Here is a 14,306-nt window from a genome sequence, read left to right on the forward strand (position 1 = left end):
CTCCTTAAAACAGAAAATAACGTTGCGCCATCGGCAGAACCTCTGCCGGCTCGCTGGTGATGAGTTCGCCATCCACCCGCACCTCATAGGTCTGCGCGTCGACGGTGATGTTAGGCTGCAGGCTGTTGTGCACCATGTCGGCTTTCTGCACCGTGCGGCAGCCTTTCACCACGGCAATCGCGCTGCGCAGGTTCAGCCGCTCGGCTACGCCATGGTCCGCCGCTGCCTGCGACAGGAAGGTGAGGCGGCAGTGATGGCGGGCGCTGCCCAGCGCGCCAAACATCGGACGGTAGTGTACCGGCTGCGGGGTCGGAATAGAGGCATTGATATCGCCCATCGGCGCGATGGCGATCATGCCGCCCTTGATCACGGTGGCCGGTTTCACGCCGAAGAAGGCAGGCGACCAGACCACCAGGTCCGCCAGCTTACCCACCTCAATGGAGCCGACTTCGTGCGCGATGCCGTGGGTCAGCGCCGGGTTGATGGTGTATTTGGCGATGTAGCGCTTCACGCGGAAGTTGTCGTTATCCCCGGTCTCCTCCGCCAGCGCGCCGCGCTGCACCTTCATGCGGTGCGCCACCTGCCAGGTGCGGAGAACCACTTCTCCGACGCGGCCCATGGCCTGCGAATCGGAGGAGGTGAGCGAGAAGGCGCCAAGGTCGTGCAGCACGTCTTCTGCGGCGATGGTTTCCCGGCGAATGCGCGACTCGGCAAAGGCCACGTCCTCGGCGATGTCCGGGTCCAGATGGTGGCAGACCATCAGCATATCGAGATGTTCGTCGATGGTGTTGAGGGTGTAGGGCAGCGTTGGGTTGGTGGAGGACGGCAAAATGTTCGGGTGGGCGCAGGCGGTGATGATGTCCGGCGCATGGCCGCCGCCGGCCCCTTCGGTATGGAAGGTGTGGATGGTGCGCCCGCCGATGGCGGCGAGGGTATCTTCCACAAAACCGGACTCATTGAGGGTGTCGCTGTGCAGGGCGACCTGAATATCCATCTCATCGGCGACGGTTAATGCGCAGTCGATCGCCGCCGGGGTGGCGCCCCAGTCCTCATGGATCTTCAGGCCAATAACGCCCGCCGCCACCTGCTCGCGTAGAGCGTCCGGCTGAGAAACGTTGCCCTTGCCCAACAGGCCGACATTAACCGGCAGGCTGTCGGCCGCCTGCAGCATGCGTGAGATATACCAAGGCCCCGGGGTGCAGGTGGTGGCATGGGTACCCGCCGCCGGGCCGGTGCCGCCGCCGACCATGGTGGTCACGCCGGAGACCAGCGCCTCTTCCGCCTGCTGCGGACAGATCCAGTGAATATGGGTATCGATCCCGCCGGCGGTGACGATTTTTCCTTCGGCGGCAATCACTTCCGTCGCGGCGCCGATGGGGATGGTGACGTTGGGCTGGATGTCGGGGTTGCCGGCTTTGCCGATGGCGAAGATCCGGCCGTCCTTCACGCCGATATCGGCCTTAACGATGCCCCAGTGATCGACGATCAGCGCGTTGGTGAGCACCAGGTCAACACAGTCGGCGGCCAGCATCTGTCCCTGGCCCATCCCGTCGCGGATCACTTTGCCGCCGCCGAATTTGACCTCTTCCCCGTAGGTGGTCAAATCGTCCTCCACCTCGATCCACAGCTCGGTATCGGCCAGGCGCACCTTATCGCCGACGGTGGGGCCGAACATGTCGGCATAGGCCTGGCGTGAAATATTACTCATCGTTTGCCTCCAGTGGGCCCATGACTTCGCCGCGGAAGCCGAAGACGGCGCGGTGACCGGCGAAGGCCACCAGCTCAATCTCGCGTTTCTGGCCAGGTTCAAAGCGTACCGCCGTGCCGGCCGGGATATTCAGGCGATAGCCGGTGGCCTGCTGACGGTCGAACTTCAGCGCCGGGTTGACCTCGGCGAAATGGTAGTGCGAACCGACCTGAATCGGACGATCGCCGTGGTTTTCAACGACCACGCGACAGGTCGCCCGGCCGGTGTTGAGGGCTATCTGGCCGGGCTTAACGTGATATTCACCAGGGATCATGGCGCTGCCTCAGATAATCGGGTTGTGAACGGTGACCAGCTTCGAGCCGTCCGGGAAGGTGGCTTCGACCTGGATATCCGGGATCATTTCCGGGACGCCTTCCATCACCTGCTCGCGGGTCAGGACGTGACGACCTTCCTCCATCAGCGAGGCCACGCTTTTGCCGTCGCGGGCGCCTTCCATAATAAAGGCGCTGATCAGGGCCACGGATTCCGGATAGTTGAGCTTCAGGCCGCGGGCCAGGCGGCGTTCTGCCACCAGCGCGGCGGTAAACAGCAACAGCTTGTCTTTTTCTCGGGGGGTCAGTTCCATAACGTTCTCTTAAGTCAGCCAGATTCGGGGGAGTACGGGGGACTTGCCGGTGAGATGAGGGCGCAGAAACTGCCAGACGTCGCGCATCACCTGCTGGCAAATCAGATTATCGTCACTGAGGAAGCGCACCGTCAGCAGGTGATCGGTCAGGCTGGCGCCGGCGTAGAGGCCGAGCGGCGCCAGCGCGTCGCGCACCCCGTCGAGCAGGGCATCGGTTGCCGGATAGCACAGCAGCGTGCCGACCCAGGGACGTCCAGCGATGCTGGAGAGCTCTCCCTCCTGCAGGTGCAGGCGCTCGACCAGCAGCGGCTCATCGTCCACCCATACCTCCAGCCGGTTGCTGAGGGTGCCGTGGCTGAAGGTTTCGCCGATCACCGGGCGGCCAAGGCAGAGCAGATCCCAGGCCAGCAGGGTGCTGGAGGCACACAGGTGAAAGGTGGTGGACAGCCGGGCGTTCGCCCCGGGAAAGAAGATGGCATCCTGCGGGAGCCACTCCAGGGTCGCCTGCGGGGCGAGGGTCAACTGCTGGCGCAAAAGCGCTTGCGCGCCGCTGCTGCGGTAAAACTTGCTGGCGCCAGGCATGGTTATCAGGGTATGGCAGCCGGGATCAAGGTGGGCGCTAATCGTCAGTTCATCACCGCCGACGATGCCGCCGGGGGGGTGAAGCAGATAGAGGTGACAGGTCTCTTCTTCAGGGTAAAACGGGCGCTGGACGGTCAGCGGGCCGACGTGTTGGGCGCTGGCGAGAACGGTCTTGCCGCCGGCCTGCTGAAAGCGCAGATCCAGCGTGGCCTGCCAGCCTTTTTTGAGTGGTGGTAACACGGTGCCGTGCAATGTTGCGCCCCTGCAAAATCAAGATAAAACAGCAGCAATGAGTATTGATCGGCGGGAGATTATCCCGGTCATACGAAACGCTTATGTCATCTGTTACCCGCAGCGTCGCATTGGGCGCGAGGGGAAAGCGGCATAACCGCTCCGGATTATTCACCCGGATAATCATTGCCGTCAATATCCTGATCCGCTGCCTGGCCGCGGCGGAAAAGGCGCCAGCGGGGGGGACGCCGCGCCGCTGGTCGCTGGCGTGATTTTTGCTGTGGGTCACCGCTAACGCATTGTTACAAAAGAGGGATGTGGTGAAGATCGCCAATCATGACGACGTAAGGCGAAAAGGCGGGTGAGACAGGTAAATAGAAGCGGGGATCCCTCCGGCTGGCGGGGCCGGGAGGGGAGATTACTTCTCTTCTGGCGTTTTTTTCTTCTTCACACGCGTCCAGATTTTGCTCTCCTGGCGGCGCCACAGACGCTGAATGTTGTCGTGATGGCGCAGGAGGATCAGGCAGGAGAGCATCGACACCGGGAAGGTGTACTGCGGTTTAAACCACCAGACGTAGAACGGAGCGATCAGCGCGCTGACGATAGCGCCAAGGGAAGAGTAACCGCTGAGCAGGATGGTCAGCAGCCAGGTCCCGGCCATCACGCCGGTCAGGTCGAGGCCGATGGGGGCGATAGCGCCGAAGGCCGTGGCGACGCCTTTACCGCCGCGGAAATGAAAGAAAACCGGCCAGATATGGCCCACGCAGGCGGCAATCGCCACTAAACCCAGCCAGAACGGCGTCAGGCCCAGCGCCCAGGCGCCCCATACCGGCAGCATGCCCTTCAGCACATCAAAAATAAGTACCGCTACGGCCGCCCCTTTTCCGCCAATTCGTAGTACGTTAGTGGCCCCGGGGTTGCCTGAGCCGCTGTCGCGTGGGTCGGGCAGGCCAGCAAGGCGACATACCAGAATGGCGCTGGAAATGGAGCCGCAGAGGTAGGCGAGGAGTACCAGTCCAGGCGCGATTGCACTCATAACGCTGTTCCGTTTTGAAAATGTCGTTGTATTCTCTGCATCTGTGGATAATACGCATAATTCGCCGGAAGTGGTATCCGGTTTAGCTAAAAAGCAGGCAGGGCGTGATGGATATTGTATTTATAGAGCAACTTTCGGTAATCACCACCATTGGTGTTTATGACTGGGAACAAACCATTGAGCAGAAGCTGGTGTTCGATATCGAAATTGCATGGGATAACCGCAAGGCGGCCGCCAGCGATGATGTCAGCGATTGCCTCAGCTATGCTGATATCAGCGAGCGCGTCATCGCGCATGTTGAGGGGGGAAAATTCGCGTTAGTGGAGCGGGTGGCGGAAGAGGTGGCCGACCTGCTGCTGGAGACATTCCAGTCGCCATGGGTGCGCATTAAAGTCAGCAAACCTGGCGCCGTGGCTCGCGCGGCAAACGTCGGGGTGATTATTGAACGTGGCCTTAATCTGAAACAAAACTTTTCAGGTCATACTTGTTAAACAAATTGCGTTTATACCGGTCATAGCATCCGGTCATCAGGCAATTTTACTGGCGATCTTCTACCAGAACGGCAGGCGAATCCTTGTGTACGCCGTGTATGCTGCGGATTGTGCGCCCTCTGGCAGTCGGGTTGTGCCTGTTGAACGATACCGTGTTCCTGGTTTTTTTCATTTTACTTTTTTAAAGGGTTTAATTGGATGAGCGATATACACTCGCTGCTGGTGGCGGCAATATTGGGTGTGGTTGAGGGGTTGACAGAGTTTTTACCTGTTTCCAGTACCGGTCATATGATTATTGTTGGTCACCTGCTGGGGTTTGAAGGTGATACGGCAAATACCTTTGAAGTGGTTATTCAGCTAGGCTCGATACTCGCCGTGGTGGTCATGTTCTGGCGTCGCCTGTTCGGCCTGATCGGCATCCATTTCGGCAGGCCGCCGGAGCACGAAGGTAAAGGCAGCGGTCGCTTGTCGCTTATCCATATCCTTCTCGGCATGATCCCCGCGGTGGTGATGGGGCTTATTTTCCACGACACCATTAAATCTTTGTTTAACCCGGTAAACGTGATGTACGCCCTGATTGTCGGCGGTGTGCTGTTAATTGCGGCGGAAGTGCTGAAGCCGAAACAGCCGCGCGCGGTCGGGATTGACGATATGACCTATCGTCAGGCGTTCGTTATCGGCTGCTTCCAGTGCCTGGCGCTGTGGCCGGGCTTCTCCCGCTCAGGGGCGACCATCTCCGGCGGCATGCTGATGGGCGTCAGCCGCTACGCGGCGTCGGAATTCTCATTCCTGCTGGCGGTACCGATGATGATGGGCGCCACGGTGCTGGACGTCTACAAGAGCATCGGCTTCCTCAACATGGGCGATGTCCCGATGTTTGCCGTCGGCTTCGTGATGGCGTTTATCGTGGCGCTGATTGCGATTAAAACCTTCCTGCAGCTGATCAAACGGATCTCGTTCATTCCGTTCGCTATCTACCGCTTTATCGTCGCGGCAGCGGTTTACGTGGTCTTCTTCTAAGGCCTGCGCCCTCAGCCTTGCGGCTGGGGGCAACGCTGTTCCTTCCACTGCGCCACCGCCGCAATTCTCCGCCGCGTCAGCTCCTCGCGAATTTCCGCCCCTTTAAACCCCGCCGCCACCACCTCTTTGGTGGAGACCGACCTCGCCACTTCCCAGGCCTCTAATAGCAGGCGCCCCTGCGGATAATCGCTAGCCTCGAAACCGGTGCGCCCGCGAACGTCGGCTTCGCTGGTGAGGGCGATCTGCTGCACGCGCTGCGGTTTACGCCAGGCGTCAATGCTGTCGAAGAGTTTGACGAGGGTTTTCGGCTGCAGGATCGGCAGGGTGTGGATCAGATCATGATACTCCGCCACCAGTTTCGCGAGATCGCGGATATCGTTCGGCACCCGCAGACGCGCGCAGAGCTGTTCCACCAGCTTGACTCCCGCCGGGCCATGGCCGTGGTGACGCGGCCAGAGCGCTTTCGGCGTCAGCCCTTTGCCGAGGTCATGGCATAGGGTGGCGAAGCGCACATCGACGTCCGGCGACAGCATCGCGGCCATCGTGACGGTCATCAGGGTGTGCAGGCCGGTGTCGATTTCCGGGTGCCATTTGGCTGGGGCCGGCACACCGTACAGGGCGTCAATCTCCGGGAACAGCACCTTGAGGGCCTGGCAGTCGCGCAGCGTCTGAAAAAAGACCTGCGGGTTGCGGGTGGTCAACGCGCTTTCCGTCTCTTTCCACACCCGCTCCGGCGTTAAATGGGCCAGTTCGCCGGCCTCAACCATGGCGGCCATCAGGGTCTGGGTCTCTTCGGCAATGCGAAAACCGAGATGGGCATAGCGGGCGGCAAAGCGCGCCACGCGCAGCACGCGCAGCGGATCTTCGCTAAAGGCGGGGGAGACATGGCGCAGCAGACGCTGGCGGAGATCGTTTTGTCCGCCGTAGGGGTCGATAATTGCGCCGTCGGCGTCCTGGGCGAGGGCGTTGACCGTCAGGTCACGGCGCAGCAGATCCGCTTCGAGGGTGACGTCCGGGGCGGCATAGCAGGTAAAACCGGTATAGCCTGCGCCGGATTTGCGCTCGGTGCGGGCCAGGGCATACTCTTCCCGGCTTTGCGGATGAAGGAACACGGGAAAGTCGCGGCCTACCTGCTGATAGCCCGCGTCAAGCATCTGTTGCGGGGTGGCGCCCACCACCACCCAGTCTCGGTCTTTGACCGGCAGTCCTAACAGCGCGTCGCGCACCGCACCGCCGACCAGATAACTCTTCACGCCTGATTCTCCCGTATCTGTTTTTTGCAAGATGATACGTAAGTCTGGCAGAGAAGACGAATTAGTTCATCCACCGGTCTTTACGTTTGCGGCTTGGCACCAGATGCGGCAGCACCAGACCCAGCAGCAGACCGACGCCCAACACGCCGCCGCCGTACATAAACCACTGCATGATAATGGTGCGCTGTTTGTCATCAAGCTGCAGATTCGCCGCATTCACCTTCTTCTGCGCGACAACCAGCTCATTTTTCAACTTTTGGTTCTCGTCTTTCAGCGCGTTGATCACGCTGTCGCTGCCGGCGACTTTCTTCTGCATATCCGCCGTGCGCTGGTTCCAGGTGGCGTCGATATTATTCAGTTTATCGGTCAGCGTTTTGACCTGGTTTTCCAGATCCGGGACGCGGGTGCGCAGGCTGGGCTCGTTGCTCAGCTCTTTCAGCGGGATCCAGGCGGTACGCCCATTGGCGTCGCGGATCTGCGCGTAACTGGTGCTGTCGTTGGTTTGCAGCACCGCCACTTCTTCCCCGGCGTTGATGGTGCCGACCAGACGATAATTATCGCCCGGGCCGCTGCGAACCCAGGTGTTCAGCTCATCGGAAACGTAGCGCTTTTCTTCTGCGTGAACCGCCGTGGCGGCGCTAAGCGCGAGCAAAGTAAAAGTAATCAGGCGTAATTTTGGCATCAGGTCATCGTTTGGTCATAAAAAGTGGAACGATAGTAGAGGCATCGCCAGAGCGACGCAAAGTTTTCCGCCACAATCGGAATCATCCAGGAGGTGGCCCGGCAAAAAGCGCGTTGCATGGCGATTCGCCGCAAAATACTATCTACTGACAAAAAATATCGTCGTAAGTTCGCCGCAATTTGTCGGCGCAGCACAGAAGCGGAAGAATTCAGTCATGGCTCAAGAAATCGAACTTAAGTTTATCGTCGCTCAGGATGGGGTAGAGACGCTGCGCGAGCAGCTCAATGCGCTCGAGGCGAAACATACGCCCGCGGGCCAGTTGCTGAACATTTATTACGAAACCGCCGATAACTGGCTGCGTCGTCACGACATGGGGCTGCGCATCCGCGGCGATCAGGGGCGTTATGAAATGACGCTGAAAATCGCCGGTCGGGTGGTGGGCGGCCTGCACCAGCGCCCGGAATACAATATTCCCCTGGATAAACCGGAGCTGGCGCTTGAGCGCCTGCCGGCGGAGGTTTGGCCGCAAGGGGAACTTCCGACCGCGCTGGCGGAGCATGTCCAGCCGCTGTTCAGCACCGATTTTGCCCGTGAACGCTGGGTGATCCAGGAAGGAAAGAGTGAGATTGAGATTGCTCTCGATCGCGGCGAAGTGAAGGCGGGCGAGCATCAGGAGCCGATCTGCGAGCTGGAGCTGGAGTTGCTCGCCGGGGAGACCGCCGATCTGCTGCGCTTCGCGCAGCGTTTGCTGGAGAGCGGCGTCCTGCGTCAGGGGAGCCTGAGCAAAGCCGCGCGCGGGTATCATCTGGCGCAAGGCAACAATGAGCGCCCGGTGGCCCGGCTGGCGGTGCTGCCGGTGGCGGCGAAGGCCAGCGTGGAGCAGGGGCTGGAGGCGGCGCTGGAGAGCGCCCTGGCGCACTGGCTGTATCACGATGAGGTCTGGCTGCGCGGCAACGCGAAAGCTAAAGCGGAAATCCTGCTGGCGTTGGCCCGCGTGCGCCATGCCCTCGTGCTGTTCGGCGGCATCGTGCCGCGGAAGGCGACCACCCACCTCCGCGCCTTGCTGAACGACGCCGAAGCCGCGCTGCTGGCCGCGGACACCGCCGAGGAGGCGTTATTCTGCACCGAGGTCGTCGCCGCCAAACTGGCGCTGACCGAATGGCTGGTCCAGCGCGGCTGGCGTCCGTTCCTCAACGAGGCGGGAGAGAAAAAAATAGCCGGATCGTTCAAACGGTTTGCCGATATTAACCTCTCGCGGGTGGCGGCCGAGCTGCGCAGCGCCGTGCAGCATCTGGCGGTTGAAGATGCCGCCGACCAGTTGCCGAAGCTGTCCCGCGATATCGACAGCGTCCAGCTGCTGGCGGGCGCCTATGGCGACGCCGTCGCGCCGTGGCTGGAGAACTGGCAGGAGCTTCAGCGTGCGATAGAGCATGACGACCGCAGCGTCTTTGAATATTTCCGTCGCCAGGCGCTGGCTGCCGAGCCGTTCTGGCTGCATAGTGGAAAACGATAATTACAGGCCAGGGAGCCCCTATGATGCCGCTTTCTTCGCAGTTACAGCAGCACTGGCAGACGGTCGCTGACCGCCTGCCAGCGGATTTTCCCGTCGCCGAACTGAGCCCGCAGGCCCGGTCGGTGATGGCCTTCAGTGATTTTGTCGAACAGAGTGTGATCGCCCAGCCAGGCTGGCTGAACGAGCTTGCGGACTCCTCGCCGGAGGCGGAAGAGTGGCGGCATTACGAGACCTGGCTGCAGGATCGCCTGCAAGCGGTGGCTGACGAAGCGGGGTTGATGCGAGAGCTGCGTCTTTTCCGCCGCCAGATGATGGTCCGCATTGCCTGGGCGCAGGCGCTGTCGCTGGTAAGCGAAGAAGAGACGCTGCAGCAGCTGAGCGTCCTGGCAGAGACCCTGATTGTCGCCGCTCGCGACTGGCTGTATGCCGCCTGCTGTAAGGAGTGGGGAACGCCCTGCAACGCTGAGGGTCAGCCGCAGCCGCTGCTGATCCTCGGGATGGGAAAGCTGGGCGGCGGCGAGCTGAACTTCTCTTCCGATATCGATCTGATTTTTGCCTGGCCTGAGCATGGCGCCACCCGCGGCGGCCGCCGCGAGCTGGATAACGCCCAGTTCTTTACCCGCCTGGGGCAGCGGCTGATCAAGGCGCTCGACCAGCCGACGCAGGACGGCTTTGTCTATCGGGTGGACATGCGCCTGCGACCGTTTGGCGACAGCGGGCCGCTGGTGCTCAGCTTTGCGGCGCTGGAGGATTATTACCAGGAGCAGGGCCGGGACTGGGAACGCTACGCGATGGTGAAAGCGCGGATCATGGGCGATAACGACGACGCCTACGCCAGCGAGCTGCGCGCGATGCTTCGCCCCTTCGTCTTCCGCCGCTATATCGACTTCAGCGTGATCCAGTCGCTGCGTAACATGAAAGGGATGATCGCTCGCGAAGTGCGGCGTCGCGGGCTGAAAGACAACATCAAGCTCGGCGCCGGCGGGATCCGTGAAATTGAATTTATCGTTCAGGTCTTTCAGCTGATCCGCGGCGGTCGCGAACCTGCGCTGCAGCAGCGGGCGCTGCTGCCGACGCTGGCGGCGATTGATGAGCTGCATCTGCTGCCGGAAGGCGACGCGGCGCTGCTGCGCGCGGCCTATCTGTTCCTGCGCCGGCTGGAAAATCTGTTGCAGAGCATCAACGATGAGCAGACCCAGACTCTGCCGCAGGATGAACTGAACCGCGCCAGGCTGGCGTGGGGGATGCATACTGACGACTGGGAGACGCTGAGCGCGCAGCTGGCGAGCCATATGGCCAGCGTGCGGCGGGTGTTTAATGAGCTGATCGGCGATGATGAGGCTCAGTCGCCGGATGAGCAGCTCGCCGAGTACTGGCGCGAGCTGTGGCAGGATGCGCTGGAAGAAGATGACGCCAGCCCGGCGCTGGCGCATTTAAACGACGCCGACCGCCGCAGCGTGTTGGCGCTGATTGCCGATTTCCGTAAAGAGCTGGATCGGCGCACCATCGGCCCGCGCGGCCGCCAGGTGCTGGATCAACTGATGCCGCATCTGCTGAGCGAAATCTGCTCGCGCGCCGATGCGCCGCTGCCTCTGGCTCGGATCACGCCGCTGTTGACCGGGATCGTCACTCGCACCACCTATCTTGAACTGCTGAGCGAATTCCCCGGCGCGCTGAAGCACCTGATTACGCTCTGCGCCGCGTCGCCGATGGTCGCCAGCCAGCTGGCGCGCCACCCCCTGCTGCTTGATGAGCTGCTGGATCCCAACACCCTCTATCAGCCGACGGCGACCGATGCCTATCGCGATGAGCTGCGTCAGTATCTGCTGCGGGTGCCGGAAGAGGATGAAGAGCAGCAGCTGGAGGCATTGCGCCAGTTCAAGCAGGCGCAGCAGCTGCATATCGCCGCGGCGGATATCGCTGGCACGCTACCGGTGATGAAGGTTAGCGATCACTTAACCTGGCTTGCCGAAGCCATCCTCGACGCGGTGGTGCAGCAGGCATGGGGACAGATGGTGGCCCGCTACGGCCAGCCGACCCATCTGCACGATCGCCAGGGGCGCGGCTTCGCCGTCGTCGGCTACGGCAAGCTCGGCGGCTGGGAGCTGGGCTACAGTTCCGATCTCGACCTGGTGTTCCTCCATGACTGCCCGCCGGAGGTGATGACCGACGGCGAGCGGGAGATCGACGGCCGTCAGTTCTACCTGCGGCTGGCTCAGCGGATCATGCATCTGTTCAGCACCCGCACTTCGTCCGGTATTCTCTACGAAGTTGACGCCCGGCTGCGCCCTTCCGGCGCGGCGGGGATGCTGGTCACCACCGCCGACGCGTTTGCCGACTATCAGCAGAACGAAGCCTGGACATGGGAGCATCAGGCGCTGGTGCGCGCTCGCGTGGTCTATGGCGACCCGGCGCTGCAGGCGCGATTTGACGCCATTCGGCGCGATATTCTGACCACCGTGCGGGATGGCGCGACCCTGCAGACCGAGGTTCGCGAGATGCGCGAGAAGATGCGCGCCCACCTCGGCAATAAACATGCCGATCGTTTTGATATCAAAGCCGATGCCGGTGGGATCACGGATATTGAATTTATTACCCAGTATCTGGTCCTACGCTATGCCAGCGACAAGCCAAAGCTGACCCGCTGGTCTGATAACGTGCGTATTCTCGAGCTGCTGGCGCAGAACGACATCATGGACGAGGAGGAAGCGCGAGCTTTAACGCACGCGTACACCACCTTGCGTGATGCGTTCCATCACCTGGCCCTGCAGGAGCTGCCGGGACACGTGGCGCTGGAGGCATTCAGCCGGGAGCGTGAGCAGGTCAGCGCCAGCTGGCAGAAGTGGCTGATGGCTTAACTATAAAATCGGGTGTGCTATTATCGCGCGCAAAGTTTGCGTCTCGCAGGAGAGAGTCATGAAAGTAACGCTGCCGGAGTTTGAACGTGCAGGAGTGTTGGTGGTGGGTGATGTGATGCTGGACCGCTACTGGTACGGCCCCACCAGTCGTATTTCCCCGGAAGCCCCGGTGCCGGTGGTGAAGGTGGAAAATATCGAAGAACGTCCTGGCGGCGCGGCAAACGTAGCGATGAACATCGCCTCCCTGGGGGCAACGTCGCGCCTGGTGGGATTGACCGGGATTGATGACGCCGCTCGCGCGCTGAGCCAGGCGCTGGCCAACGTCAATGTGAAGTGCGACTTCGTCTCCGTCCCGACTCACCCGACCATCACCAAGCTGCGGGTGCTGTCGCGCAACCAGCAGCTGATCCGCCTCGACTTTGAAGAGGGCTTCTCCGGCGTTGATCCGCAGCCGATGCACGAGCGCATTCAGCAGGCGCTGGGCGCCATTGGCGCGCTGGTTCTCTCGGATTACGCCAAAGGGGCGCTGACCAGCGTCCAGACGATGATCAAGCTCGCCCGTGAAGCAGGCGTGCCGGTGCTGATCGATCCGAAAGGTACCGATTTCGAACGCTATCGCGGCGCAACGCTGCTCACCCCGAACCTCTCTGAGTTTGAAGCGGTGGTGGGCAAGTGCCAGGATGAAGCGGAGATCGTTGAGCGCGGCATGAAGCTTATCGCCGAATTCGAACTGTCAGCGCTGCTGGTGACGCGCTCAGAGCAGGGGATGACGCTGCTGCAGCCGGGGCGTCCGCCGCTGCATATGCCGACCCAGGCTCAGGAAGTGTACGATGTCACCGGCGCCGGCGACACGGTGATTGGCGTGCTGGCGGCGACCCTGGCCTCCGGCAACACCCTGGAAGAGGCCTGCTATTTCGCTAACGCCGCGGCGGGCGTGGTGGTCGGTAAGCTGGGAACCTCCACCGTTTCTCCTGTCGAACTGGAAAATGCGGTTCGCGGGCGGGCTGAGACCGGCTTCGGCGTGATGAGCGAAGCGGAACTCAAACAGGCGGTAGCGGCAGCGCGCAAGCGCGGCGAGAAAGTGGTCATGACCAACGGTGTCTTCGACATTCTGCACGCCGGCCATGTCTCCTATCTGGCGAATGCGCGCAAACTGGGCGACCGTCTGATCGTGGCGGTCAACAGCGATGCCTCCACCAAACGACTGAAAGGCGAAACCCGGCCGGTGAACCCGCTGGAGCAGCGGATGATCGTGCTGGGGGCGCTGGAGGCGGTCGACTGGGTGGTCTCCTTCGAAGAAGATACACCGCAGCGCCTGATTGCCGGGATCCTGCCGGATCTGTTGGTGAAAGGCGGCGACTACAAACCGGAGCAGATCGCCGGCAGTGAAGAGGTCTGGGCGAACGGTGGCGAAGTGCTGGTGCTCAACTTTGAAGATGGTTGCTCAACCACCAACATTATTAAGAAAATACAAAAAGATAGCGAAAAATAACCGTTTCGTTATTCCCCCGCCATAACGGTGCGGCATCACGGCCTGCGATAGCGATATCGCGGGCCGTTTTTATTTAATGATGTGGAAAATGATTTGGCGCAATAAATAATCATATTAAGCGCATTTTTCGTACAAATGGCGTTAAGGTAAGCGTAAATACTGAAGTGAGTAAAAGGCATATGACTGATCAGAACATCCACCGCTGAAGGAGTATGCGCATGAACCATAACGACATGTATTCAATGAAGAATTTTGATTTTTTGGCACGAAGTTTCGCCAGAATGCACGCCCAGGGCCAGCCAGTTGATCTTCAGGCCATCGTCGGCAATATGGATGAAGAACATCGTGAATGGTTTTGCCAGCGCTATGAACTGTACTGCCGTCAGGTCAACAGCCCGGCGGAAGCCGCACAATAAGCCAACGCAAACGGGCCCCTGAGGGCCCGTTTTTTTACTGCTGCTCTTCGCTGCCAGGCGTCGTCGCCGGGCGGTTTTCGAGGTCATTCAGGCGCTGTTCCAGCAGCGCCAGTTTTTCGCGGGTCCGCAGCAGAACCTGAGTCTGCACGTCAAACTCTTCGCGGCTGACCAGGTCCAGACGGGTCAGCTGCGACTGCAGCGCCTGGCGGATTTTCTTTTCAACATCCTCACCCAGATCGCGAAGTCCTTTTGGCATCGACTCATGGACCTGGCGGGCGATTTGTTCAATTTTTTTCGGGTCAATCATGGTGGTTTCCTGCTCGGGTCGGATGATTGATCATTGTAGTGCGAACCAGGCCGCCTATAAACCAGAAATGTTTGAAGCTTATGCATTGCCGA

General features: G+C 60.8%; 15 protein-coding genes and 2 pseudogenes. 7 read left to right on the forward strand and 10 right to left on the reverse strand.

Going from position 1 to position 14,306, the window contains the following annotated elements:
• Positions 1-4: 4 nt before the first annotated feature.
• From ureC to ABLV76_RS09420, 4 genes are read right to left on the reverse strand one after another with little or no spacing between them, the layout of a single operon-like run.
• A complete protein-coding gene (ureC, locus tag ABLV76_RS09405) occupies positions 5-1,708 on the reverse strand; it encodes an urease subunit alpha (RefSeq protein ID WP_004205260.1) in 1,704 nt (567 codons plus the stop codon).
• Entirely contained in the window at positions 1,701-2,021 is a 321-nt protein-coding gene (locus ABLV76_RS09410; RefSeq protein ID WP_017899738.1) for an urease subunit beta, read from the reverse strand. Before ABLV76_RS09410 ends, ureC begins: the two co-directional genes overlap by 8 nt.
• A gap of 9 nt (positions 2,022-2,030) precedes the next feature.
• Positions 2,031-2,333 carry an urease subunit gamma gene (locus ABLV76_RS09415; RefSeq protein ID WP_002916871.1) on the reverse strand — a complete coding sequence of 101 codons (303 nt, stop codon included), beginning with the start codon at positions 2,331-2,333 and terminating at the stop codon, positions 2,031-2,033.
• A 9-nt stretch (positions 2,334-2,342) separates the two neighbouring features.
• On the reverse strand, positions 2,343-3,167 hold the full coding sequence (locus ABLV76_RS09420) for an urease accessory protein UreD (protein WP_004205258.1): 825 nt from the start codon (positions 3,165-3,167) through the stop codon (positions 2,343-2,345).
• Here ABLV76_RS09420 and ABLV76_RS09425 point away from each other — a divergent pair.
• Positions 3,157-3,303: a hypothetical protein gene (locus tag ABLV76_RS09425; RefSeq protein ID WP_032426100.1), complete on the forward strand. Its 147-nt coding sequence runs from the start codon at positions 3,157-3,159 to the stop codon at positions 3,301-3,303. The genes ABLV76_RS09420 and ABLV76_RS09425 overlap by 11 nt on opposite strands.
• 10 nt (positions 3,304-3,313) lie before the next feature.
• On the opposite strand, the pseudogene ABLV76_RS09430 reads toward ABLV76_RS09425, so the two are convergent.
• Together ABLV76_RS09430 and plsY are read right to left on the reverse strand one after the other, a co-directional pair.
• Positions 3,314-3,415, reverse strand: a pseudogene (locus ABLV76_RS09430) (hypothetical protein); the annotation flags it as partial.
• A 149-nt stretch (positions 3,416-3,564) separates the two neighbouring features.
• Positions 3,565-4,182 carry a glycerol-3-phosphate 1-O-acyltransferase PlsY gene (gene plsY, locus ABLV76_RS09435; RefSeq protein ID WP_004205257.1) on the reverse strand — a complete coding sequence of 206 codons (618 nt, stop codon included), beginning with the start codon at positions 4,180-4,182 and terminating at the stop codon, positions 3,565-3,567.
• Positions 4,183-4,289: 107 nt separating this feature from the next.
• Between plsY and folB the strand changes: the two genes are divergently transcribed.
• Both folB and bacA read left to right on the forward strand, forming a co-directional pair.
• Entirely contained in the window at positions 4,290-4,673 is a 384-nt protein-coding gene (folB, locus tag ABLV76_RS09440) for a bifunctional dihydroneopterin aldolase/7,8-dihydroneopterin epimerase (protein ID WP_004150923.1), read from the forward strand.
• A 198-nt stretch (positions 4,674-4,871) separates the two neighbouring features.
• Positions 4,872-5,693 carry an undecaprenyl-diphosphate phosphatase gene (gene bacA / locus ABLV76_RS09445; protein WP_004205255.1) on the forward strand — a complete coding sequence of 274 codons (822 nt, stop codon included), beginning with the start codon at positions 4,872-4,874 and terminating at the stop codon, positions 5,691-5,693.
• Between the two features lie 11 nt (positions 5,694-5,704).
• On the opposite strand, the gene ABLV76_RS09450 is transcribed toward bacA, so the two are convergent.
• Entirely contained in the window at positions 5,705-6,946 is a 1,242-nt protein-coding gene (locus tag ABLV76_RS09450; protein WP_017899740.1) for a multifunctional CCA addition/repair protein, read from the reverse strand.
• A gap of 61 nt (positions 6,947-7,007) precedes the next feature.
• On the reverse strand, positions 7,008-7,628 hold the full coding sequence (locus ABLV76_RS09455) for a TIGR04211 family SH3 domain-containing protein (protein ID WP_004205252.1): 621 nt from the start codon (positions 7,626-7,628) through the stop codon (positions 7,008-7,010).
• Between the two features lie 214 nt (positions 7,629-7,842).
• On the opposite strand from ABLV76_RS09455, the gene ABLV76_RS09460 reads away from it, so the two are divergent.
• The 3 genes from ABLV76_RS09460 to hldE are packed head-to-tail and all read left to right on the forward strand — an operon-like array spanning position 7,843 to position 13,491.
• Complete coding sequence (locus tag ABLV76_RS09460; protein ID WP_049115652.1) at positions 7,843-9,141, forward strand: inorganic triphosphatase; 1,299 nt, start codon at positions 7,843-7,845, stop codon at positions 9,139-9,141.
• A gap of 20 nt (positions 9,142-9,161) precedes the next feature.
• Positions 9,162-11,999: a bifunctional [glutamate--ammonia ligase]-adenylyl-L-tyrosine phosphorylase/[glutamate--ammonia-ligase] adenylyltransferase gene (gene glnE / locus ABLV76_RS09465; RefSeq protein ID WP_348878288.1), complete on the forward strand. Its 2,838-nt coding sequence runs from the start codon at positions 9,162-9,164 to the stop codon at positions 11,997-11,999.
• A gap of 58 nt (positions 12,000-12,057) precedes the next feature.
• Positions 12,058-13,491: a bifunctional D-glycero-beta-D-manno-heptose-7-phosphate kinase/D-glycero-beta-D-manno-heptose 1-phosphate adenylyltransferase HldE gene (hldE, locus tag ABLV76_RS09470; protein ID WP_017899743.1), complete on the forward strand. Its 1,434-nt coding sequence runs from the start codon at positions 12,058-12,060 to the stop codon at positions 13,489-13,491.
• An 80-nt stretch (positions 13,492-13,571) separates the two neighbouring features.
• On the opposite strand, the pseudogene ABLV76_RS09475 reads toward hldE, so the two are convergent.
• Positions 13,572-13,718: pseudogene (locus ABLV76_RS09475) on the reverse strand (hypothetical protein); the annotation flags it as partial.
• Between ABLV76_RS09475 and glgS the strand changes: the two are divergent.
• Positions 13,710-13,907 carry a cell surface composition regulator GlgS gene (glgS, locus tag ABLV76_RS09480; protein WP_348878289.1) on the forward strand — a complete coding sequence of 66 codons (198 nt, stop codon included), beginning with the start codon at positions 13,710-13,712 and terminating at the stop codon, positions 13,905-13,907. The pseudogene ABLV76_RS09475 and the gene glgS overlap by 9 nt on opposite strands.
• A 34-nt stretch (positions 13,908-13,941) precedes the next feature.
• Here glgS and ABLV76_RS09485 read toward each other — a convergent pair whose 3' ends face one another.
• Positions 13,942-14,214: an accessory factor UbiK family protein gene (locus tag ABLV76_RS09485; protein WP_004174355.1), complete on the reverse strand. Its 273-nt coding sequence runs from the start codon at positions 14,212-14,214 to the stop codon at positions 13,942-13,944.
• Positions 14,215-14,306: the final 92 nt, after the last annotated feature.

Source organism: Klebsiella sp. GB_Kp047, assembly GCF_040065235.1.
Classification (GTDB): Bacteria; Pseudomonadota; Gammaproteobacteria; order Enterobacterales; family Enterobacteriaceae; genus Klebsiella; species Klebsiella quasipneumoniae.